This is a genomic window from Psychrobacter piscatorii, assembly GCF_904846415.1.
In the GTDB taxonomy this organism is placed as follows: Bacteria; Pseudomonadota; Gammaproteobacteria; order Pseudomonadales; family Moraxellaceae; genus Psychrobacter; species Psychrobacter piscatorii.
In genome coordinates this window covers 94,238-117,687 of the sequence record NZ_CAJHAR010000006.1, presented here as the reverse complement: position 1 = coordinate 117,687, position 23,450 = coordinate 94,238, and the positions used below count along the sequence as shown (strand labels likewise).

At 44.0% G+C, this 23,450-nt stretch carries 17 protein-coding genes; 11 read left to right on the top strand and 6 right to left on the bottom strand.

The window, feature by feature from the left end; all coding sequences use genetic code 11:
- The first annotated feature begins 212 nt into the window (after positions 1-212).
- The 6 genes from JMX83_RS04500 to JMX83_RS04475 all read left to right on the top strand — a co-directional run bounded on the left by JMX83_RS04500 (position 213) and on the right by JMX83_RS04475 (position 6,414).
- Positions 213-500, top strand: coding sequence for a type II toxin-antitoxin system Phd/YefM family antitoxin (locus tag JMX83_RS04500; RefSeq protein ID WP_201599351.1), 288 nt, complete (start codon positions 213-215; stop codon positions 498-500).
- Between the two features lie 35 nt (positions 501-535).
- Positions 536-796 carry a Txe/YoeB family addiction module toxin gene (locus JMX83_RS04495; protein WP_037025847.1) on the top strand — a complete coding sequence of 87 codons (261 nt, stop codon included), beginning with the start codon at positions 536-538 and terminating at the stop codon, positions 794-796.
- Positions 797-876: 80 nt separating this feature from the next.
- Positions 877-2,130 (top strand): 2-methylaconitate cis-trans isomerase PrpF, encoded by a 1,254-nt coding sequence (gene prpF, locus JMX83_RS04490; protein ID WP_201599350.1) that lies wholly within the window; start codon positions 877-879, stop codon positions 2,128-2,130.
- Positions 2,131-2,168: 38 nt separating this feature from the next.
- A complete protein-coding gene (locus JMX83_RS04485; RefSeq protein WP_227675731.1) occupies positions 2,169-4,022 on the top strand; it encodes an ABC transporter ATP-binding protein in 1,854 nt (617 codons plus the stop codon).
- A gap of 71 nt (positions 4,023-4,093) precedes the next feature.
- On the top strand, positions 4,094-4,720 hold the full coding sequence (locus tag JMX83_RS04480; RefSeq protein WP_201599349.1) for a GNAT family N-acetyltransferase: 627 nt from the start codon (positions 4,094-4,096) through the stop codon (positions 4,718-4,720).
- 152 nt (positions 4,721-4,872) lie between these two features.
- Positions 4,873-6,414 carry a bifunctional 2-methylcitrate dehydratase/aconitate hydratase gene (locus tag JMX83_RS04475; RefSeq protein WP_201599348.1) on the top strand — a complete coding sequence of 514 codons (1,542 nt, stop codon included), beginning with the start codon at positions 4,873-4,875 and terminating at the stop codon, positions 6,412-6,414.
- A 24-nt stretch (positions 6,415-6,438) separates the two neighbouring features.
- On the opposite strand, the gene JMX83_RS04470 is transcribed toward JMX83_RS04475, so the two are convergent.
- On the bottom strand, positions 6,439-7,230 hold the full coding sequence (locus JMX83_RS04470) for an SDR family oxidoreductase (protein ID WP_265089489.1): 792 nt from the start codon (positions 7,228-7,230) through the stop codon (positions 6,439-6,441).
- A 204-nt stretch (positions 7,231-7,434) separates the two neighbouring features.
- On the opposite strand from JMX83_RS04470, the gene JMX83_RS04465 reads away from it, so the two are divergent.
- The 3 genes from JMX83_RS04465 to JMX83_RS04455 all read left to right on the top strand — a co-directional run bounded on the left by JMX83_RS04465 (position 7,435) and on the right by JMX83_RS04455 (position 11,743).
- Positions 7,435-8,835: a DUF2868 domain-containing protein gene (locus JMX83_RS04465; protein ID WP_201599347.1), complete on the top strand. Its 1,401-nt coding sequence runs from the start codon at positions 7,435-7,437 to the stop codon at positions 8,833-8,835.
- 122 nt (positions 8,836-8,957) lie between these two features.
- Entirely contained in the window at positions 8,958-9,932 is a 975-nt protein-coding gene (locus tag JMX83_RS04460; protein ID WP_201599346.1) for a sterol desaturase family protein, read from the top strand.
- Positions 9,933-10,060: 128 nt separating this feature from the next.
- On the top strand, positions 10,061-11,743 hold the full coding sequence (locus tag JMX83_RS04455; protein WP_201599345.1) for a DUF3482 domain-containing protein: 1,683 nt from the start codon (positions 10,061-10,063) through the stop codon (positions 11,741-11,743).
- A 15-nt stretch (positions 11,744-11,758) separates the two neighbouring features.
- Here JMX83_RS04455 and JMX83_RS04450 read toward each other — a convergent pair whose 3' ends face one another.
- The 3 genes from JMX83_RS04450 to JMX83_RS04440 form a co-directional block, all read right to left on the bottom strand.
- Positions 11,759-12,784: an ArsA family ATPase gene (locus tag JMX83_RS04450; protein WP_201599344.1), complete on the bottom strand. Its 1,026-nt coding sequence runs from the start codon at positions 12,782-12,784 to the stop codon at positions 11,759-11,761.
- 52 nt (positions 12,785-12,836) lie between these two features.
- Positions 12,837-13,139, bottom strand: a complete 303-nt coding sequence (locus JMX83_RS04445) for a cory-CC-star protein (protein ID WP_201599343.1) — start codon at positions 13,137-13,139, stop codon at positions 12,837-12,839.
- Positions 13,140-13,254: 115 nt separating this feature from the next.
- A complete protein-coding gene (locus tag JMX83_RS04440) occupies positions 13,255-14,937 on the bottom strand; it encodes a carbon starvation CstA family protein (RefSeq protein ID WP_201599342.1) in 1,683 nt (560 codons plus the stop codon).
- A 302-nt stretch (positions 14,938-15,239) separates the two neighbouring features.
- Between JMX83_RS04440 and JMX83_RS04435 the strand changes: the two genes are divergently transcribed.
- Positions 15,240-15,908: a hypothetical protein gene (locus JMX83_RS04435; protein ID WP_201599341.1), complete on the top strand. Its 669-nt coding sequence runs from the start codon at positions 15,240-15,242 to the stop codon at positions 15,906-15,908.
- 92 nt (positions 15,909-16,000) lie between these two features.
- Positions 16,001-16,564 carry a hypoxanthine-guanine phosphoribosyltransferase gene (locus tag JMX83_RS04430; protein ID WP_201599340.1) on the top strand — a complete coding sequence of 188 codons (564 nt, stop codon included), beginning with the start codon at positions 16,001-16,003 and terminating at the stop codon, positions 16,562-16,564.
- 91 nt (positions 16,565-16,655) lie between these two features.
- Here the strand turns inward: JMX83_RS04430 and recD are convergent, their stop codons facing one another.
- Both recD and JMX83_RS04420 read right to left on the bottom strand, forming a co-directional pair.
- A complete protein-coding gene (gene recD, locus JMX83_RS04425; RefSeq protein WP_201599380.1) occupies positions 16,656-18,851 on the bottom strand; it encodes an exodeoxyribonuclease V subunit alpha in 2,196 nt (731 codons plus the stop codon).
- Between the two features lie 73 nt (positions 18,852-18,924).
- Positions 18,925-23,409 (bottom strand): UvrD-helicase domain-containing protein, encoded by a 4,485-nt coding sequence (locus JMX83_RS04420; RefSeq protein WP_201599339.1) that lies wholly within the window; start codon positions 23,407-23,409, stop codon positions 18,925-18,927.
- Positions 23,410-23,450 lie beyond the last annotated feature (41 nt).

Sequence of the window (23,450 nt, the reverse complement as noted above, 5' to 3'; positions counted from 1 at the left end):
GCGTGATAAGCAGCAAAGTATGAAAGTTGCCGATGTTGTATAACCTATTTATATGACATCGGCTTTTATTTGCTTTTACGTTCTATACACTGAGTTTTGTCACTTACTCCTAAGTACTAGATAGCAGCTAAACATTGAGTTTATTTAACCAATGGCGTAATATGTACTATATATTGTACAAGTAATGCAGAATGTCATGAAAGGAGTAAGCCATGAGAGTCGTTAGTTTTTCAGAAGCAAGAAAGCACCTAAAATCTGTCCTAGACACGGTAAACGATGATGCCAATGCCACTATCGTGACCCGCCGTGACGCTGATGATGCCGTTGTGATGTCGCTTGATTATTACAATAGCCTGATGGAAACCGTCTATCTGCTAAAATCTCCTGCCAATGCAGCGCACTTAGCGGACTCTATTGCCCAATATAAAGCTGGCAAGACTGTTACGCGTGAGCTAATTGATACGGCAGAAAATAATGATATCAACGCTGAGAATGCTTGAACTCAAAGGCTTCAATCAATCCAAAGGGTCTAACAATGAGTGAACAACTAGCATGGACAGACGCTGCGTGGAAAGACTATCTGTACTGGCAAACGCAAGACAAAAAAACACTCAAACGTATTAATAAACTCATCACCGAATGTAAGCGTAATCCATTTGAAGGCATTGGCAAACCTGAACCCCTAAAAGAAAATCTATCTGGATTTTGGTCAAGACGCATCGATGACGCCAATCGGTTGGTATATGCCGTCGATGATAACTACCTCACGATTATCTCCTGTCGTTATCATTATTAATGAGCGTTCTTAGTCGTTCGTGTTTACTTGCTGATGACGCCATACCCAATCTTATAACAATATAAAAAGGACTTAATACAGTGGCCCAAACCAATACTAAATCAAAAGCTTCTTTCGCCCCGCAACTATCTGTCCCTGCTACCTATATGCGCGGCGGCACCTCAAAAGGCACTTTCTTTAAATTGTCTGACTTACCTGAGCGTTGCCAAGTCGCAGGCTCTGCGCGGGATAACTTCCTATTACGTGTCATCGGCAGCCCAGATCCTTACGGCAAGCAAATCGACGGTCTTGGCAATGGTAGCTCTAGTACCTCAAAGACGGTAATTTTATCGGCCTCTGACAGACCAGACCATGATGTAAACTACTTGTTCGGACAAGTCAATATCGCCAAGCCTATGATTGACTGGGCAGGTAACTGTGGCAACTTAACCGCAGCCGTCGGTGCCTGTGCTATTAATATGGGTTTGGTTGATACCGACAAGATTGCTAATAGCATCGATGACAATGTAGATAGCGGTATTTGTGAAGTACGCATTTGGCAAGAAAATATCGGTAAAACGATTATTGCGCACGTGCCAGTCTATAAAGACGCGAATGATAAAGTACAAGTTCAAGAGACGGGCGACTTTGAGTTAGATGGTGTGACCTTCCCAGCAGCTGAAGTTAAAATTGAGTTTATCGATCCGGTTGATGCCACAAGCGACATGTTCCCTACTGGTAACTTGGTCGATGATTTCGATGTGACCGGCTGCGGTCTTGATACTGATAGCGTCAAAGCCACCTTTATCAGCGCAGGTATCCCAACCATCTTTATGAAAGCTGAAGATTTAGGTTTTACTGGTACTGAATTACAAGGCGACATCAATAGTAACAGCGCGCTACTTGCCAAGCTTGAAAAAATCCGCGCTACAGGCGGTGTGGCGATGGGCGTGTTTAAAGATGTCTCTGAGGCGCAAACCAGTCAACACATCCCTAAAGTCGCTTGGGTTAGCGCAGCACAGAGCTATACGTCCTCTAGTGGTAAGTCGGTCGATGCAGGTGAGATTGACTTAGTGGTACGTGCCATGAGTATGGGTCAATTGCACCATGCCATGATGGGCACAGCAGCAGTAGCCATTGCTGCAGCAGCAACCACTCAAGGCACACTCGTTAACGAGGCTGCTGGCGGTGGTGAGCTGACAGAGGTACGTTTTGGTCATCCATCAGGTACATTGCTGGTCGGTGGTAAGACTGAACAGGTCGATGGACGCTGGCAAGCCAAAAAAGTGTCGATGAGTCGCTCAGCAAGGCGTATTATGGTCGGTGAGGTTTTTGTGCCAGCGGATGCGTTTTAAGCGTAGTCATGGCTTATTTTAATTTTTGATAGAGTGTTATGCCGACATCTCCCCAACCCCGCCGCGTACAATTAGACAAAAAACCTCCCGTCGAAAAGAAAGAACGGCGAGCCCTGCTGTGGGATATCCTCAAAAAACTGGCGGTATTTGCCGCGCCTTACCGCCTATTGATCATCGCCACCTTAGCACTGACTGCCCTAGGTTCCTTTACCGCGCAGGTCAATGCGTTTGTGCTGCGTTATACTGTTGATACGTTGACCGAAATTGCCACGCTTGCCGAGCCTTGGGAAGCTGGCATACGTATGCTGATGATTATCAGTGCGGTCTTGCTAACTAAAGAGATCCTGTCGATATTTATCTCTTTTGGTCAGCGTTTCTTTGGTGAAAAAATACGTATTAATCTGTCACGCGATTTGTCACAGCGCATCATTGAGCGCATTCTCACTTATCGCATGGCATTTTATACCAGCAGTGAAAACGACAGTGGTAAATTGCAAACCCGTATTGATTATGGGGTCAGCAGTTTGACCAGCCTCGTGCAAAACTTCTTTATCGATATGCTACCGCTGTTTGCCAACGCAATTGTGGCACTTATTATCATGTTTTCGACCAATTTTTGGGTGGGTATGGTCGGTCTTGTCATCATACCCATTTACTTTTTTATCAGCCAAAAACAGGCAAAGCGACTGCAAGGATTTCGGCGGCAGATGCGCGGGTTTCGCGAGGCCAAAAGCGGTTTGGTGATCTCTTTGATCAATTCGATCAGCGTGGTGAAGTCCTTTGTCCGTGAATCTATCGAAGCTGAAAAGCACCTAACCATTCAAAAAGAGATGACCGACAATCAGCTGCGTATTCGCAGTATTGGTTTTGTTTATGATGCCATCAAAACTTTTATTGAGCAGATTGGTGTGGTGGTTATCATCCTTCTCACCGCTTATTTTGTCCTACAAGGCGAGATGACCATTGGCATGATTTTGTTTCATGTCATGCTGTTTCAAAACGTCGCCGCCCCTATCCGTCAATTGCACCGTATCTATGATCAAATAAATAATGCGCTCACTTATGCCGAAGGTTTTTTTGATATTTTAGAAGATGACAAACAAGTTGAAAACATCGCTGGTATTAGTAGCGACAACCTAAAAGGTCATATTGAGCTTAAAAATGTCGACTTTACTTATCCAAATGGCACACAAGCGCTCATAGACGTCAGCTTTACCATCAAGCCTAATCGTATCACCGCGTTGGTTGGCCTTTCAGGCGCTGGCAAGAGCACCATCATCAATCTATTGGTCAAGTTCTATGCGCCAGACGCTGGCACGATCTGCCTAGATGGGCATGATTTGGCAGACTGTGATACCCACGAGCTGCGTCAGCGCATTGGGTTGGTACTACAAAGTAATCATATTTTTTCAGGTACGATCAGTGAAAATATCCGCTATGGCGATATGAATGCTAGCATTGATGACATCATTGTAGCGGCAAAAAAAGCTTCGATACATGAACAGATCGTCTCCTTGACAGATGGTTATGAGAGTACTGCCAAGTCGTTATCAGGTGGGCAGCAGCAGCGTATCGCGCTGGCAAGGATGTTTTTAAAAGATCCGCCGATTGTGTTTTTGGATGAGCCGACCGCTAGCCTCGATGCTATTGCCAGTCAGCAGGTCAAAAGAAGCCTCGATCTGATCAAAAAAGACCGCACCGTCATTATGGTCTCGCACAATATTGCTCAAATCATTGATGCCGACGATCTTGTGGTGATAGAGAATGGCGAAGTGGTTGAGACAGGTACTCACGAGGTACTATATGCCCAGCGCGGCAAATACTTTGAGATCTTTAGTGCCATGTCTGATAGCTTAAACTTAGACAAAATCAGCCAAACGCTAAAGGGTTAGTCATGGTTAATGACTGCCTAAATCGTTATAATGCCCCTATTTTACCGCCTATTGCCAGAAGCTAGACCATTATGAATTGTGAATTTTCTATTAAAACCTTTAACGAGCTGACCTCAGTTGACCTTTACCATATTCTAAAAGCACGCTCGCAAGTGTTCGTCGTCGAACAAAACTGTGCCTATCAAGATATGGATGAGGTCGATTTTGATTGCTTGCACTTGATTGCTCATCAAAACGCAGCGTTAGTGGGCTATTGCCGCATTGTCCCGCCCGAATTCAATAAGCTAAAATCCAATCTGTCGGTCGCCGACCCTACGATCAAGACCAACCACACTGCCATGCCTGCCATCGGTAGAGTGCTTGTGCTATCAGAGCACAGAGGTGACGGCCTAGCACGCCAAATAATGACTCAGGCTATTGCTCATTGCCGCAAAAAATACGGTAAAAAGCGTCCGATTATTATCTCGGCACAGGCTTACCTGCTTAGTTTTTATGAGTCTTTGGGTTTTGTACCTGAAGGTGAGCATTATCTTGAAGACAATATCGAGCATGTGAAGATGGTGCTATACGTTGCTAAGAAAAACAAAGTAAGAAAAGAAAGTGTGGATACTGCGTCAACCACGACCAAAGTTTTAAGCTTCCTGCTGTTTATTATAGCAGCGCTGTTCATTTTAGGTCTGTTGTATTTGATGATTTAAATGGACTACAAAGTTTTATTTCTTAACACAATTCAGTCTGGTTGTTCCATATTGAGTATGCTACTTTTGAATGATAACCGCTTTAAAAGGATGACTGCGAGCATGGGTCAAAAAAGCGAAAAGTTAGCACACTCAAGGAAGAGGAAACAACCATGTCAAATACCAATTCAGATACAGCTCATTCAAATACGAATGAGGCAACGGTAGAGAGCAATATCCGTCCAGAATATGACGATGAAATCCAAAATATCGCCGATTATGTGCTCAATTATTCCATAGATAACGAGTCACCAAATCCCACTGATGCATGGAATACTGCGCGCCACTGTCTCATGGATACCATCGGCTGTGGACTACTGGCATTGCGCTTCCCTGAGTGTACCAAGCACTTAGGGCCTGATTGCCCTGATCAAATAACGCCGCATGGCGCTCGCGTCCCTGGCACATCCTATAGACTAGACCCCATCAAAGCCGCTTTTGACATCGGCTGTATGGTGCGCTGGCTTGACTATAATGATACGTGGCTCGCTGCTGAGTGGGGTCATCCGTCTGATAACTTGGGCGGCATCTTGGCGGTCGCCGACTATATCAGTCAAAAAAATATCAGCCAAGGGCAAGCACCTCTGACCATGAAGGCCGTGCTCGAGGCGATGATCATGGCTCATGAGATTCAAGGTGTGATGGCGCTTGAAAACTCATTTAACCGTGTGGGTCTTGATCATGTGTTTTTGGTCAAATTAGCCTCAACTGCGGTCGTCGCCAAGCTGTATCAGCTGCCACGCGAGCGCATCATGGCAGCTATCTCACAAGCCATCGTTGATGGTCAGGCACTGCGCACCTATCGTCATGCACCCAACGCGGGCAGCCGAAAATCATGGGCGGCAGGTGATGCAACCAGTCGTGCGGTACGTCTGGTAGATATCACCGCGCGTGGTGAAATGGGTATCCCTGGCGCATTAACTGCACCGCAGTGGGGATTCTATGATGTGCTGTTTAGCCATACCAATAAAGATCTCGCCACAAAGTCTGAAGACGATCGTCGCTTTAAATTCCAGCGAGATTTCGGTAGCTATGTGATGGAAAACATCTTATTTAAAATAAGCTTTCCTGCTGAGTTTCATGCGCAGACTGCTTGTGAAGCGGCGGTTATTTTGCACCCACATGTGAAAGGTCGAATTGATGATATTGAAAAAATTGTCCTAACCACCCATGATTCAGCGATTCGTATCATCTCAAAGGAAGGCGCGCTTGCCAATCCCGCCGATCGAGATCACTGCTTACAATATATGGTGGCTGTTCCCTTATTGACAGGCGATCTGATGGCGGAGAACTATGAAGATGATTATCACGAAGAGCATTTATCAATCGATGAGCTACGCGAAAAAATGGTAGTAGAAGAAAACGCGCAGTATTCAAAAGACTACCATGACCCCAGTAAGCGCTCTATTGCCAATGCTATTCAGGTATTCTTTACAGATGGCAGTAGCACAGAAAAAGTTGCCATTGAATATCCTATCGGTCATAAACGCCGCCGCGCCGAAGGCATTCCCATACTTGAGGCAAAGTTCCGTGCCAGTCTGGCCACCCGATTTATCGAAAGTCGTTGTCAGCAGATCATCGAGCTGTGTGACGATCAAGAAAAATTGGAGCAAACGCCAGTGAACGAGTTTATGGACTTATTTATGGCTTACTAACGTCTCATTCTGTTGATATATTTACTACCAAGGTATCGACTCTCCTGCCCAATCGACAAAACTACCTGATTGGGCAGCCGTCATCCCTGATAGCACTTCCAATAAACATTTAGCGCTATACGCTGGCGAGAATAGATGTCCTTCAGCGACATTGCCTTGAAAAGGCGCGGACAATTGGGTATTCACGGTGCCCGGTTGCATGACGACTACGCACACGTCTTTGAGTGATCGGCCCCATTCTATACTCAAGTTTTTCATCCCCATATTGAGCGCCGCCTTACTCATTCTATAGCTATACCAGCCGCCTAGTTGGTTGTCCGTGATGCTACCGACTCGGGCTGATATGGTCGCAAAAATTGCTGGATGTTCAGCGCTACGCTCAGCTTTGGCGAGCAAAGGTTTGATATGCTTGGCTATGAGCAAGCTTGCTAGTGCATTGATTTGCATATTCTGTAAAAAGAACTCCGTTTCAATCTGCCGCAACGCCTTCTCTGGTTGCGCAGCCTCTGTATGTAGTAATCCTACGCAGTTGATCATCCAATCTACATGATCCACTGTCTGCTTGATGGTGTCGACCGCTTTTTTGATGCTGTCCTCAGCACTGATATTCATGGGCAACCAGTGTAGGTTTTCTGATTCAAAGTTCGGCTCACTGCGATGATAAGTGGCGAATACTTGTGTGCTATGACTTTTAGCAGATGCGCCGTCAGTTTGATCGGCAGCTAACTCTTGTACCAGCTGCTTGACCATAGCCTGACCAATACCGCCCGTTCCGCCGATGATAAGATAGGTTTTATTATTCATGTCGTTGTTCATATGCCACCTTCCCTTTTTTTATACAGCTCTTAGCTCGTGTTGGTTTGTTTATTCATTTTGGCTGATTTTACGAGCGTTTGCTATGATAAAAATAATAGACATTATTCTCATTCCATATACGCTACAATAATTTTTAGCGATTAAACCCGCGTTTTTTGCTTTCCATTACTTCTATTGACGTTCTTATACGGATATCAGCGCCTTATGCTATCACCCCAAGACCAACTGACCGAGCTGGTACGTGCTTTAGAGACCGATCAGCACATCTTTGCCACTGACCCGTTACTAATCACGGAAAAGCTACAGAGTGAGGATGGCACGCCTATCCAAAAGCTACATCGACGGGCCTCACGGATAGATAGCAATGGTGCACTTGCGCGGGTACTGGGCAAAATAGACGGTCGCATCAAAGGCATCATGATTGTCATGAGCGTGGTGTGGTGTATTTCGGGATTTTTGGGATTGTTTACGCTATTGCAGTCTAATGTGGTGAACTTCTTTTATGTGTTGGTCTGCTTGCTTGGTTTTCATACTATTATGCTTGGCGGTTGGCTGGTGATGACACTTATCAATCGAGACCAGCAAGCGCCTAGTTGGTTTGCGAGCTTTGTCAGTCCAAGTTACCTGATACGTGGTAAAGACGATGTGACCAAGGCGGCCGTCGATCTGTATGAGCGCCAATTACAGCATAGCGGTATGCGTTGGTATTTAGGCAGATTTAGCCATCAGTTATGGCTTGCGACATTGACCGGTATGCTGCTTGCCATTATATTTTTATTGATCGTACGTCAGTATAGCTTTAGCTGGGAGTCGACCCTACTCTCTGATCAAGCACTTGTGAGCTTAACGCAAATACTCGGCTGGCTACCAAGCATGGTTGGTTTTGATGTGCCGGATAGTACAGCGATTGCACAAAGCAGGCTGGTAACAGAAACGATGCCACTGTCTGTCGCTCGGCAGTGGGCAGGATTGCTAGTCGGTAGCTTGCTGATGTACGGTATTGTCCCGCGCGCGATAGCGTGGGTATTTTGTGCCTTGATGTTCCGCCGCAAAAAGATGCGATTAGATATCAAGCAACCATATTATCAGAAGATAATAAACTTTTGGCAGCGCCATGTGGTCGATGCAGATGACTTTACGGAAGCGCCCGCACCTGTCGCGCCCAAAGCGACCGTTAGCGCCGGTAAAAAACTGGTCGCCTTGCTTGAATATCCTTCAAATCAGGATAAATGGTGGCAGTCAGGGCTTGATGGCAGTCATCATGGTTTTCAACAATCAAGTGAGGTTGAGAATTTTGGTATTATCGATGACCGTGAGGACATGGCACGGCTCAAAAACTACTTAGATGAGCACCCTGTACAAGTCCTATTAGGTATTCATAGCAAAGCACTGCCTGACCGCGGTACGCTACGCAAACTTGATCAAATCGCCGCTCATGCAAAAAATGGTCTTATTGTACAGCTGCTCAGTGATACCACCCCTTCTGCTGGCTTGACTGACGCTCGTACGGATGATGAACCAGTAGATAAACAAGCCGTTCGCTATCAGCAGTGGCAAACAGCGCTCTCTGCGCGAAAAATTGGCTTGGTGGATATTGATTATTAAAATTTTCGAATGCGATACTTAATAATAATTATTTTTATAAAAAGGACAAAATAAACCAGTAATATAGAAAAATAGTTATCTCTTGGATAACAAGGATGTTTTATAGTGGCTAGGAGCCAAATATGTCAACAGACAACACCCTCTTAACATCAGGTGAGTATGATCAGATATTGGATAATTACAAAGAAGCATTAAACCAAAGTATATTAACCGCTGCACCCGAGTCATGGCAGCCAATGCTGGCAAGTATCTTACCTGCTCACTGGCAAGAATGGCTGTTACCGCTGGCTGGTGGCCCATTTTTCTTATTATTTTTGGCAGAGTGGTTCTATCAGTCTAAGCGTGGGAAAAATGAAAGCTTTAGCTGGCGCCGTGCGATGACCAATTTTAGCTTGGGAGGCTCTTATCTCGGGTTTGAATTGATTGTCCAAGCACTTATTGTGCTGCCTATTTGCTTATGGCTATATCAATACCGACTATTCACTATTGAGGTGACATGGCTGACGGCCATACCCATATTTGTCGCCGTTGAGTTCAGCTATTACTGGTTCCATCGTGCCTCACACCGCATGAATTGGTTTTGGTCAGCGCATGTCGTGCACCATTCAGATGATAAGATGAATCTATCCACCGCGATGCGCCAAAGTCTGCTGTACTCGGTGACAGGCTGGTGGTTGTTCTTTGTCCCATTAATGCTGCTGGGTGTGCATCCTGTCTGGGTGTTTTTCTTTTATGCCTTAGATTTGATTTACCAGTTCTTTATCCATACCGAGACGGTGGGGAAATTTCCAAAATGGGTTGAGTATATCTTTGACACCCCATCCAACCACCGCGCCCATCATGGTACCAATAGTGAATATATTGACCAAAATTATGGCGGTGTTCTCATTATTTTTGATCGTTGGTTTGGCACTTATGTAGAAGAAGACACGGTCAATAACCCCGTTAAATACGGTGCGGTTGGTGAAGCCAGCCATGACAATATCATCAGCCTGATATTCGGCGTTTTTTACCGTATGTGGCAACGATTTTTTCGTGCCAAGGGGTTTAAGAAAAAAATTAAGGTACTGCTGCGCCCACCTACGGCAATCTCATAGCGTATCATGGATACGTAAAACATGGTTTACGATATGAACACTACGCATCCATAACCAACACGCGACCAGATTTGTTTTACAATACATGGCTACAGTAATTTGATCATCAATAACAATAAGACGCAACTATGAATAATGACAATAAAAAAGAAAATTACGAGAATAATAAGCCTGTTGGTCTTTTTGCAGACAAGGCGTTGCCCAGTGATTCAAATAATAACGCCAATACCTCGCAATCAACAACGGCCTCTCAGTCTAAGGTGACTCATGATAATCAATCTATATCAACTGAATCAGTACCGCCAGCCACCAGCGCAAATGTGACAAAAAAAACCATCGCCAGTGGTGAGGCGCTCAAATTGGCCGTCGTGGGTCACACCAATACTGGTAAGACCTCTATATTGCGCACCTTATTGAGGGATGTCTATTTTGGTGAAGTCAAAAACGAAGCGGCGACCACACGTCATGTCGAGCAAGCACAGCTGACAGACAGTCAAACTGGCGAGGTGCTAGTAGCTCTATACGACACACCAGGATTGGAGGACGCATCAGGACTCATGGATTGGCTTGAGGACAACACCGCCAGTCGCCGTGATGGTATTGAACGCTTGCAGCAGTTTTTGGCGGCAGATGTCGCTCAAGGTGCAGATAGCGGTGTTTTAGACAGCTATGATTATAGCCAAGAAGCAAAAGTGATTCGTCAGCTGCTGGCAAGCGATATGGCCATCTATGTGGTAGACGCTCGTGAGCCAGTATTGGGCAAGTATAAAGATGAGCTAGCGATTTTATCGTGGGCAGCCATTCCGGTGATGCCTGTATTTAATTTTACCGACAGTCAGAATGCCAATATTGATGATTGGCAAACCATGCTGGCAAGACGCAATCTACATATTTCCACACGCTTTGATTCCGTTGCTTTTGAATTTGAAGATGAGATGCATCTTTGGCAAAACTTAGCGACCATGCTCACTCATTCTGAGATGCTTGAGCAATTGATGCAGCGCCGGACTGAAGATTGGGCGCAGTTGTATGATGAAGCTAATATTATCATTGCTGACTTTTTATTGAATGTTGCTTCTTTTGTACGCGAGATTAATGAAGATGACGACCCGATGCCTGTATTAGCGCAAATGCAGGAAGCGGTTAGACAAAGTGAGCGTGCGATGCAGCACAATTTACTTAATTTATATAAGTTCTATGATAATGCAGTCGCAGTCACCCCGCTTGAATTACAAGCCTATCAGCAAGACCCGTTTGATCCTGAACTACTCAAAAGTTACGGTATCCGCACCACTTCTGGTGCAGCAGCAGGCGCGCTGTTAGGGTTGGGTATTGATGCAGCAGCGCTAGGTACGACATTGGGATTGGGCGCCGCAATAGGTGGTATCGCAGGCGGGTTACTATCTAATACCAGTAGTATTGCAGATAGGATTACTGGGGTAAAACGCTTGTATATCGATCCTGCGACGTTGACATTGCTAGCAACACGAGCGATCGACTTACTCACTGCCCTACGCCATCGCGGTCATGCTGCGACAGACGCCACTCAACTATTATACAGAGGCGAAAAAAATAGCCTTGAGACATTGTCAAATGATGGCAGTGACCATAGCAATAACAATGCCGATGAAGAGAACCATCCAATTACCGTATGGCCTGCGCATAAATTACCCAGTGAGCTAAAAAAGGCTCGCGGCAAACCGCAGTGGTCATCACTTAGTAGTGGTAAGTCTGAACAGGCACAGCTGCTGCGTGCAGATATGGCATGGTCGCTGTCGGGCAAATTACAGTCCTACAAGCGTGAGTCTTAATTATTTACTATACATTTATTCTAGCAGCGCGCTTAATGCCTCCGTGCCACGCACGTCTGTTTGCTGCAGATAAATTGGATACAAGGGATATTTGAAAAAGTTCTCTTCAATATCTTGCATCAATTGCTGCTGGCGCTCAGCACGGCGGCGCCAAAACTCATCTGACTGAGTCGGTGTTATCAACTGATTGATGACTATTGCTGCTGGCGTGAGCTTGCTGTTTTCTAGCTGCTCGATAGCTCGTGTAGTCTCAGCCAGCGGCAACACGTCAGCCGTCATGACTAGCACAATCGCTGTTTGTGTACGATCATGCAACAATAGTCCTGCTTGGCGAAACAGCTCTTTACGCTTTTCTAGTACGGATACTGCTTGCTCCCAGCGATCAGACTTTTTTGCGGCAAACGGATTGGCGACATCGTTCTTTTGAGCGCTATCCGTTTGACTGCTTTTTTGATTGTGACTGTCCAAATGCGTCGCTACTGAGCGTAGCTTGGCTTGCCGTCGCTGCTGAGCAAGTAATCCATCTGTCCACGCGCCCATCATCTCTGGTAGTACTAGTAACCGTAGCGTATGCCCTGTCGGTGCCGTGTCAAAGATAATATGCTCATAGCCTGCATCTGCTGCTTCGACCAAATGCTGACACATAGATTCGAGCATCGCCGCTTCTTGGGCGCCAGGCGCTGATTTTGATAGCCTCAGGTGCTCACGAATTTTGGGCATCATATCTGGATTGGCATAGGATTTAATCGTACGCTCAACTTGAGCAAAATGCTCGTCAACGATTACATCAGGATTTAGCTCAATAGCATCTAGATAAGGTGAGATTGCTGTTTTTGCGTTATTAAGCTGGGTATTTAATACGTCGCCCAAGCTGTGTGCTGGATCCGTTGAGACAATCAGCGTCTTTTGCTGCTGGCTTGCGTAATAGCTGGCAAGTGCGGCGGCAGTGGTGGTTTTCCCCACACCGCCCTTACCGCCGATAAATATAATCGGTTGTGCTTTTAGTTGTTCTACTAATGTATGTAGAGGATGTAATGCCATATTTTTATCTCATTTCTTATATTATTCTTATTTTTCCATCATAAACAAACGATTAGCAGCAGCCAACATGGTCAAACGGACATCTATCCATACCCATGCGTGTGTGCCATTCGTGGAAGTTTTCTAAAAATAATGGTTGCAACTCTAAGGTATAAAAGCTGGCAGGATTATCAATGCCTAAGCTTTCAGCAAACATAAGCAGCATAAAAAAATCTTCTTCATCACGGGCAGCACGTGCCATCGTTTGGCGATAAGGTGCATGATAAAACTCATTTAACCCAGCCACAAACCGTTGCCACCATGGTTGGACGTTTTCAGTTAATTCTCGCTCGTTTGACGTACCATTATTGTCCATAATTTACTCATCCCTCTTCCTGTTTTTCTTATCTATCATGCCTATATGATACAAAAAACGCCAGCAATTGCTGCCAGCGTTTTTGAGTTGATAAATATTTAGTATGGTTTAGCGTTTAAATGTCACCGCTTTTGCCTTTGTGTATCGACCACTCTTTGCGTAATACAGACAGACTCTCAAACGTTACTAAGATGGTTGCTATCAAGATAATGATATCCATAATGATAAGCAGCCAATTACCATCAGTGAAGAAGGTTTTTAGCTGGATCAATAATGCAAATACCGTCATGACCAGCAAGAACGTCAATGGCGCTAAAGTGTACCAAACTGGTTTGCCTTTACGTAACAAGATAACCGTTACGATCATTAGTGTTAACGCCGCCATTAGCTGGTTAGTCGTACCAAATAGTGGCCAGATAATCATACCACCAGCACCATCAATACCACCGGCACCGAATGCTAATAGCAAGCAGCTGCCGACAGCAAGTAATGTTGCAACCACGCTTTTATTCAGGACTGGCAGGTTATAAAACTCACCAAACTCTTGGAAAATATAGCGTTGCAGGCGTACACCAGTATCCATGGTTGTACCTGCAAATAATGCAGCCATGACCGTAAGCATCGTCTGGGATAGTACCATGTCGATACCAACACCTGCGTTTAATATGGTCGCACCACCGTCAATGAAGGCACCGATAGAACCGTCGCCAAATTTTTGATAAACCGCTTGCCAATCACCAAGAGTAGCAAAACCTGCGGTTGCCGCTAGAATCGCGCCGAGTGCTAGCATACCTTCGCCTAGCGCACCAAAATAACCAACGAAACGCGCATCTTCTTCTTTGTCAATCTGCTTAGACGTCGTCCCTGTCGCGACCAATCCGTGGAATCCTGATATAGCCCCACAAGCAATCGTCACAAACAACAGCGGCATCAGTGATGGCGTGCCAACCGGCAGTGCTGTGTTTATTGCTGGCGCGACAATATTCGGCGTACCGATAAAGATAGCTGCGTACAATAGAATTAAACCAACGAACAACTGCAAACCATTAATATAATCGCGAGGTTGAAGCAGCATCCATACGGGCAACAACGAAGCAATCGCTGCATAGGCGAATAAAATAAGAATCCATACAGCGTTATCAGGTAAGCCCATCACAGTCTCAGGTAACACAATTGGGAACATAGGGCCAAGATAGATCAGCCCGTACAAAGCGCTTACCCCGATAATAGATACCCAAACCAAATTCATCTTGTAGCGATAAATACACTGACCGATGATAAAGGCAACCACCAAGGCGCCCCAAACAGGCAATACAGCGGATGGCGTTTTTATCATCATATTAGCAATAGCAACACCAAACACCGCGTTGACCATCAATAGTAATAAGAAAATCACAACCATCATCAAACTGCGGACACGTGTGCCCATGACCGTACCCGCAATAGAGCCAATCGATTGACCTCTATTACGCATACTTGCCCAAATGGCCGACATATCATGTACACCAGCCATAAAAATCGTACCGAGCACCACCCAAATGATGGCAGGTACCCAGCCCCAAATAACCGCAATTGCGGGACCAATAATCGGTGCAGCGCCTGCCACCGAAGTAAAATGGTGTCCCCATAGTACATATTTATTGGTAGGAACGTAATCGACCCCATCTTTCATCGTATGCGCTGGCGTGGGACGACTGTTATCCAATGCTAAAATTTTGGTAGCAATGAATTTTGAGTAAAACACGTAGCCACAAAGCATAGCAGCAACGCCGAATATCAGTACAATAGCACTATTCATCTTATCTCTCCCTAGACAAGTAGTAGGTAGTCTTATAAGTTCAAGCTTTTTAAATGAAAATATAAAAAATATGCTAAATTAGTGTGCAGCGAGTCATTCATATAACCCGTCACCGAATAAATTGTGAAAATCATGTGAGATGAATATTAGCCAACAAATTTTCGCATTACACAATGATGGTGCGTCACTAATTAGCATATAGCGTGGTGAATCTTTGTTTCAAATTCTGGTTAAATGGTAACCGATTTCACGACAAATGTAACGCAAGTAAGACATGAAAAACAACAAATAAAGGAAGCATAATGGCACATTATTTTGGATTCGTACCTTCAGATAAATTAAAAGTATTAATCAGCGAGGCCGAACAAGTCGTTGCTTCAAATGAGCAAGTAGATTATTACCCTTACCGAGATGCGCTCACTCATCAGACAGCTCGTGATCTGACGGACAATTTATTGGTTGGTTTGGTCGAGATTATTCCCAATCCTGAACGCCAAGCCGCGATGCGTAAAATCGTCACCATGATAGAACGCTCAACCGATACTCTGCTTAATATCTTACTTGGTAAAGAAAGTAACGAAGAAGTGCTTCCAAGCTTTCACTTTCTAAAAGACCAGGCAACTTTTATTGATAATGCAGGTGTCAAACGTATTGGTTTTAAATTGTCAGAAACAGATGCTAGAACTATCGTCGAAGGCTTTGCTGCTATCACACCAGAGCATGTAGATAGAGCCAAGTTTAAAACAGCGCTCGAAACTATGAACGACGCGACACTAACCCACTTCGTCAGCCGCTACGCTGAAACGTTAAAATTAGGTATGATCAAACGCAAATCAGTGCCAGTTGCCAAATCTGCGATTGATAAAGGGATGAATATGGCGCTTAACAAGCTACTACCTGATCTACCAAATGACTCGCTCAATCGTTTGGCGAATTATTACCGTCCATTTATCATTGAAAAACCAGAGTAATTGCTAAATTTTGACCAAATGGTCATATAACATTGGGAAAATTTAGCAAAACTTGTTAAAATACTTGGCATTTTTCACCAAAGGTGCGCCCGATGACCCAAATCAGCAATCAAGAAATCGAAAAAACATTACGTAACTCAGAGTGCCTGATCAGCAGTATAGAAGTAGCGGCTGCTTATGAGCGTTTGGCTGCTCAGCTCAACCTACACTACGCCGGTCTGAACCCAATTGTGATGGTTGTTATGAACGGTGGATTAATTCCAGCTGGTCAACTATTGACGCATCTTACTTTCTATCATCGTATGCATTATATCCATGCGACACGCTATCGTGACAATGAAGGTACTAACGATCTTGATTGGAAATTCAAGCCTGATGTGAGTATCGAAGGTGAGCACGTGCTGTTAATTGATGATATTTTTGATGAAGGCATCACTCTAAAGGCTGTTGTCGAAGAGCTAAATAAAGAAAAACCATTATCTCTCGAATCTTGTGTGCTGCTAAACAAGCAGCATGATCGCAAAGTTGCCGATTTTGATGTTGATTTCGTCGGTATTGATGTCGCAGATCGTTATGTCTATGGTTGTGGTATGGATTTCCATGGTTACTTGCGTCACCTGCCGGGTATCTATGCTATCAAAGAAGATAAAGTTTAAGTCTTATCCCTAAGTGACTAACAATATCTAAGTTCAAAAAAAGCATCCAAATCGGATGCTTTTTTTGTGCGTAAAATGACAATCATAAATCCTAAAACTGCAAACTTAAACCTGTATGTCTTTCGGTTGGTGTTTGGACTGCTTTCTCAAAAGCGTGTTTTGTACTATATATTGTTACCCGTTTTTTGGCACGAGTCACCGCTGTGTAAATAAGCTCCTTGCTTAATAACCTTGCATGACTATCATCAAACGTAATCGCGACATGATCAAATTCAGACCCCTGCGACTTATGAATCGTCATGGCGTATGCAGTAGCAACTACCTCCTCGTTTAGTAGGTTGACCGCAATCCCTTGTGTCTTATTCTCAAAAAACACTTCCAATCGACTTCTGTCATCTGATGTCTGTAAGCAAAAACCAATATCACCATTAAATAATCCTAATTCATAGTTATTCTGCAAAATCATAATAGGGCGACCATGAAACCATGTGTTTTGACCCAATGGCAGCTTTAGTTTAGTGAGATGCCACTGGGTGAGATAATTATTAATGTAATGATCGCCCCACTCACCATTATGGCCAGCAGTTAATACTCTGAACTCACTAAATATTTCCATTAATGATGAAATAGTATTTTTTATTGATTTTGGCATAGATTTTTCTATCGGATGTCTTAGTAAATTTTCAATCTTTTTTAAGTATGATTGGTAATTTCGGGAAACTTTTGAGATATTTTTTTCTCTACTTAGGCTATTTTCTATCTGATTACCTGACATAGATTCTGCTTGCAACGTATTAACGTATTGGAAACTCAAGGCATCGTCTTGCCTTAATAACTGCCAAATAGCTTGAAGGTTTGTCTCTGCTCTATTGATTTGAATAGCCAGCTTACCAATACCTGAGTCCGCGCCAAATCGACGGCTCTCAGTCAGCTCTGCATGAATGAGTTGTAGAGATGGTATGCGGCATAAATCCGCCAATACTGCGCCTGCATCGACTGCTGCCAACTGATTAGCGTCTCCTAACAATATAAGTCTTGCCCCTGGTTTTACTGCACTCACCAAGTAATTAGCCAACTCAACCCCTAGCATTGATGCTTCATCAACAATGATAATATCTTCGCCAAGTGGATTATCGGCATTGTAACGAGGTCTGCCCGTCCGCCCAATACCTAGCAAACGGTGAATGGTTTTGGCTTCTTGCAGCTGCAAATTGATACCCGCTGTATCCAAAGCCGCTTGCAAAGACTCTTGCATACGCTGTGCAGCCTTACCAGTCGGCGCTGCTAGTGCTAGACTCGCACTATCCGTACTAAATCTAATATTTTCAGAATTATCACCCCTACTCTCTGTCGCTTGTTGCAGTGCAATAACCAATTGAGCAACGGTGTATGTTTTACCTGTCCCTGGGCCACCGGTAATGATACTAAACGCGTTATTATTAGCGACATTAATTGCCTTTATTTGATTGTCATGAAGATTTTCAGGTATCGCTATTGGTAAAGGGCTTACTTTTTGATTCAAAATATTGTTGATATTTTTTGCCAAATTAAATTCGGCCTGCCATGCACGATGCAGCCAAAAAGTAATGGATTCCGCTGCATTTAGATTGTTAGTTACTTTATAAACGATAGGTTGGCTATTATTGCTTAGGCTATTTTCTTCACTGCTACTATTGGTGTTAGCATTAACCTCAGCAAATAAAGCATGCTTATTAACTAGGTTCATGAAAAAAGTAAGATCGGTATTTTTCAGTAGCTGAAATACCGTCACAATCGTATCAAAACGCTTGTTTAGCATGTCCTTTTCATGATTACTCAGCGCCAACTGCATCCATAACTGATTCCGCTTATCAAATAATGTGCTTAGCAATACAAATATCGATGTTTCGGCGGTAGATTGATCTTCTGGTTGAGTATTTGATTTGGTATCTATGAGCGCAAAGATTGGCATTGCTAGCATCTCTAATAACTGTTGCTGCCAAGCGTATAGTGTAACCGACTCATTATTGATTTCACCTTGCAATAGCCCTTCATGTTCAGAGGCCTCAATGGTCAATACGGTATGCCCCTCTTCCAAATGCGTCGCTAACATCATGAACAATGCGTTAAACAAATGACTGTCTTCTATCTTGTCGGCCTGTTTGCTCTCATGATTTGCCGTTATATCCGTCGCGTCGTACGCTATACGCGTTTGCGCGCGGCGTAGCAAAATATAATCACTGATATTACTGGCCCAGCTTTCTTGTAAGCCTATTGCTGCACTGCTTTTATTATTATTGCTCATGATATATTTGTCTCTATTTTGATCTGTTTGATCTTTTTAGAATCTTTAATTAATGATAGTCGTTAGGTATGATCTGCTAATCAGGTACACCAAATAGCGCATCCAACCCCTTAATAAAATCGATTGGAATATCCCAAGTCACGAGTCCATAACGGCCGTTATGTGGTGATTCGCTAGTTTTATTAACATCTTGCGATACGGTAGCAGCTGCTTGAGCGTTGGGGCTATATACCCCTCGTAGAAAGACATATTCTACCGCCCCTAAATACTTAGCTTCGTTGCCGACATAATCAGCGATTCTCATTGAAAGGAATCGATGTAATGCTACTTGATAAATTGCTGCCTGCAGCCAATATCCGGCTTTAGACATGGCTTTTTTGAGGGTATTTTCATTATAATTGCTTAGGCTATTTCCTAGAAAATTACTCTTATAATCGACGACGTAATACTTGCCAGCATGCTCGTAAACCAAGTCAATTTCACCGCGCAAGTAACGATACAAGTGCGCGCTATTTTGCGGCACAAGATGGACATGTTTGTCTGTCTCATCCGGTAGATGCTGTTGAAACAGTTTACTGATATCTTCTGCTTTAAAGCGCTCTGACAATCCCATATTGAATTCTAATTCGGCAAATCGCTGATTTGCATCCAAAGCATATAAGGGTTGATTGGAGGCCAATAGCGGAGTACGCAACACTTCTTCAACCCAAGTAATCAAGGCCTCATGCTTTATCGTATCTATTGACTCAGAGTCAAATGAGTCACGATCTCCTTCCCCCTTTACCTGTGACCTACGGCTTTGATGTTCAGCACTGCTATACACCAGCGGCAATTGATAACTACTCACCGCTCTATCGATCACCCCAGACCACTGAAGTTTATTGGTAAAATCGATTTTTTCAAATATCTCATGTAAAAACGTACCTGCATTAGCGCCTTTCACAAAGGTAAAGCGAATATCCTCTTCTGACTTGAGACTTATCTCATCAATTTTTTCAAGAGACGCATTACTATCAAGGCTGCTATTAGGATAAGACGCTAATGACATTGCAGCGTCTGCCATATCAATATCTATCGCATCATCAATACGCTCATCAACAATAGCCATTGCTTGCGTTGATTCGTCTAGCTGACGGGCCAAAGCCGTAAAGCTGGTCTTAGCCCAACCATAAAAATAGTTCATTTTCATGACCTCAGCAAAAGGAACATACTCAATCGCTTGTGTCGTGGGTTCGATGGTAAGCTTGGTATCTGTTGACGTTACTGTTTTAGCATAATGACTATTATAGAACTCATTAATATTATGCCCTCTAAGCATGCCTATCGTGCCTTTTAGCCTATCAGGTAATTCAAATTTTGCGTCTGGAGAGTCAAACCAATAAAATACTGGCTTCAACTCAAATCCTATCTTATTACTAGGATCTCGCAACACCACATAAAGCTGCTCGCTAGCCCGCGTGAATGCCACATAACCAAGTCGGCGCAGCTCATCAAAGTCTTCTTTCGTTTCGATATCAGTATAATAGTCCTCTACCGTAGCAGAGCCTTGCAATGGTGAGAAACGACGCTGGTTACCTATGGATTGATCTTTTGTGGATTGCTGTACTAGCGCTGTAGGCGCTTGCTGAGCATTATATAGATACAGTCCATAGTCTTCTTTGTTGCCTGATTTCCTACTGGCATCTCCCATACCCAGTACATAGACTATCGGAAACTCAAGCCCTTTTGACTTATGAATGGTCATGAGCTGCACGCCAGACTCTGTGGGTAGCGGATACTGCTTGGCCCAATCGCTGTTGGGTGCAGCCTCTATGTGCTGCCTAAACCAAGCTAACAGCTCATGCTCACCCATACCTAGGCCATACTGTGCCAATACGTCCATCACATGGCGCAAATCCATGATATGTCGATCGCCTTCTGGATGAGCAGCTAGTGCTTGCCAAACGCCTTGTGACTGTATAGGACTTTTATCTAGTAAGTAATGTAGCGCCGATAAAATACCAAAATGCTGCCAGCGCTGTGCGCCTTCTTTTAGATAGGTGATAAAATCTTGATAGCTCTTTTTATGTTCTATATTTTGAACATCGCTACTATTTGGATTGATACTATTAAGTCTGTCGTCACTCTCAGCCACGCCTGATTCATGATCCGTCATCATGGCTTTAATATCTTTGATACTCAGTCCATATAGATGACTGGTTAATACCCGATTAATCATGTCATGACGATACGGGTATAGCATAGCACTAAGTAGCGCTGCGACATCCTCTGCCATAATCGTTTCAAAGATGCTGACATCACTGGTGGTCAAGGTGGGTACGCCCAGTTTTACCAGCTCGTCTTCGACCTGCTTTAAGTCTTTTTTGGTACGTGCCAGCACCCCAATGTCACTGGGCTGAATCGGCTGATCGTTTAATGTCTGACCACTACTGAGCAAAATAGCAATATGACGGGCAGTGATTTCATACTCATCATAGTCAAGCTCTGCCTCTTTACTATTAGGCAAATGCAAGAGGCTCACTGGCTGAGCAGAGAGAACGTCTGTCACCAAACTACTATCTTTTGCTCCTGAACTCTTAAACCAAGATAATTTACTCTGCTCTTTTGCGGCTTTGCTATGCTGATAATAAATACCACTGCCCAGCTGCGCTTGCTTGTTTTCAGCAGTCGTTGCTGTAGGTATACCAAACCAGCAGTTGAGTGCATTAACCAGACTGAGGGTGGAGCGCCGGTTGGTGTTAAGTGTCCAAATGGTACTTTTGTCAAACTGCGCTTTCATATAATTATAGTTGGTCACATCCCCACCACGAAACCCGTAGATCGCCTGCTTTGGGTCACCAACCAGTAGCAAAAACTCATGGTTGGATTTTTTGGTGGTGGGTTGCTTGTCATTATCCGACTGTTTGCGTTTACTCTTTGGCAAGTAAATACTTTCGATCATAATGGCTTGCTCGCCATTAATATCTTGCGACTCATCAATTAATGCAATTGGATAATGGTGACGTATATAACGCGCCAGCTTATCGCCTTGCCGACCCGTTAGTGCTTGGTTTAAGCGCACCATTTGCAGACTAAAGGTGGTCTCCCCTCGCTCTTCTAAGATAACGGGCAACCTATTACGTACCGCAAGTACAATATGACGATTAAGGTTGGCTAAAACTAATAGGATATGCTGATTTAACCCTTCGACCATATCTAAGAGTGACATCAACTTACTAATGGTCTCTAACTCAAAAAGGGTCTGGTGCTCTTTTTCTCTATCTTTATTGAAATTCTTAATTTTGCCGTCTTCATTTGGATATCTGGCGTCTTGTAAAGCGGTCAGAATCTTATTGTCACGCTCATTCAAATGGCTGTTAAATGCTAGCTGATATTGCGCTACCTTTTGATGGACATCAACAAGTGCATCGAACTGTTTAAATAGATTGGAACGCCCATTAAATCCTTGAGATTTTCTGTAATCAGGATTTAGATAGGGCTGAATATCTACTAGATCTAACTGGGCAAATTCATGAATCAGCTTTTCATACGCATCAAAATCAAAACCTTGCTCTAGTGTTATCTCATCAATCGGCGCAGAAACAAAATTCAGCGAGCGAGAAACGAATTTTTTTTGATCACCTACTGCTGTCAGCTTACCTTGCTGATCCATGAGCGCATACAGTTTAGGCTGCTCGTGATATAAACGGCTTTGAAACTGACGCAGCTCATCATGAATAATACTGTCCGTAACCTGCTCGATACTACTGTCTTCAATAATCGCCATGCCTTGCTGATGACCGGTTTCACTACTGTACTCTTTCAGCCACTTTTGCGCCAAGCTATCCAGCGTCCCCACAAACAGTTTATCTAATGTTGTTAATACTAATGCGGTACGCCGGATCGCCTCTGCCATTGGATAGCTGTATACATGATCTAATAGATAACCGACTAAATGTAGGTTAATGGGATCGTCCATAATGGCGTTTAAGCGTGCATGTTTGGCTTGCTCTTTTAACCAATCTTCACGCGCTTCTTTTACGTCCGCGCGCTTTTTTCTAGCCATCTGCTTATCATGGTCAATATCTTGATTGAACTCATCAACGCCTATCTGAGCTCTTGATTCGGTACTGGAATCACTGTCTTTTGGTTTACTCTTATTGTTATTGTTATCATCGCTGTCAGGCAGTACCTGCAATATGCTGGGATATAAGTTATCTTTATTATTGGTATCAGCACTTAGGTTATTGACCCATTGTAATAGCTGATAGAACTCTACCAGACGGTCGTGGATGCGCTGACGCATTTCGGCGGCGGCAGCTCGAGTAAAAGTGGTGGCAATGATTTGCTCTGGCGCACGCCGCGCTTCAATCAATAGACGCAGCACAATGCCAGTCAGCGTCCAAGTCTTGCCTGTACCCGCTGAGGCTTCGATAAGATGACGACCCGTTAATGCAACAGCAACCGCTGGGGTCACCTCTTCCTTTGCCTTGGGCTCAGCTGTAGCATCTGAGTGCTCATCAAATAAATTTGGTTGTGTAGAAATTTCAATATTATTGGCTGTGTCAGTAAAATCTGTCATATAGGCGTGTACTTTTAATTATTATCGATTAGATCAAAAGG

Excerpts from the sequence above, each read along its gene's own strand:
- JMX83_RS04430 (WP_201599340.1), top strand. The coding sequence starts at position 16,001 with ATGACCCAAATCAGCAATCAAGAAATCGAAAAAACATTACGTAACTCA.
- JMX83_RS04475 (WP_201599348.1), top strand. The coding sequence starts at position 4,873 with ATGTCAAATACCAATTCAGATACAGCTCATTCAAATACGAATGAGGCA.
- JMX83_RS04435 (WP_201599341.1), top strand. The coding sequence starts at position 15,240 with ATGGCACATTATTTTGGATTCGTACCTTCAGATAAATTAAAAGTATTA.
- JMX83_RS04465 (WP_201599347.1), top strand. The coding sequence starts at position 7,435 with ATGCTATCACCCCAAGACCAACTGACCGAGCTGGTACGTGCTTTAGAG.
- JMX83_RS04495 (WP_037025847.1), top strand. The coding sequence starts at position 536 with ATGAGTGAACAACTAGCATGGACAGACGCTGCGTGGAAAGACTATCTG.
- JMX83_RS04460 (WP_201599346.1), top strand. The coding sequence starts at position 8,958 with ATGTCAACAGACAACACCCTCTTAACATCAGGTGAGTATGATCAGATA.
- JMX83_RS04500 (WP_201599351.1), top strand. The coding sequence starts at position 213 with ATGAGAGTCGTTAGTTTTTCAGAAGCAAGAAAGCACCTAAAATCTGTC.
- JMX83_RS04470 (WP_265089489.1), bottom strand. The coding sequence starts at position 7,230 with ATGAACAACGACATGAATAATAAAACCTATCTTATCATCGGCGGAACG.
- JMX83_RS04450 (WP_201599344.1), bottom strand. The coding sequence starts at position 12,784 with ATGGCATTACATCCTCTACATACATTAGTAGAACAACTAAAAGCACAA.
- JMX83_RS04485 (WP_227675731.1), top strand. The coding sequence starts at position 2,169 with ATGCCGACATCTCCCCAACCCCGCCGCGTACAATTAGACAAAAAACCT.
- JMX83_RS04445 (WP_201599343.1), bottom strand. The coding sequence starts at position 13,139 with ATGGACAATAATGGTACGTCAAACGAGCGAGAATTAACTGAAAACGTC.
- JMX83_RS04480 (WP_201599349.1), top strand. The coding sequence starts at position 4,094 with ATGAATTGTGAATTTTCTATTAAAACCTTTAACGAGCTGACCTCAGTT.
- JMX83_RS04440 (WP_201599342.1), bottom strand. The coding sequence starts at position 14,937 with ATGAATAGTGCTATTGTACTGATATTCGGCGTTGCTGCTATGCTTTGT.
- JMX83_RS04420 (WP_201599339.1), bottom strand. The coding sequence starts at position 23,409 with ATGACAGATTTTACTGACACAGCCAATAATATTGAAATTTCTACACAA.
- JMX83_RS04455 (WP_201599345.1), top strand. The coding sequence starts at position 10,061 with ATGAATAATGACAATAAAAAAGAAAATTACGAGAATAATAAGCCTGTT.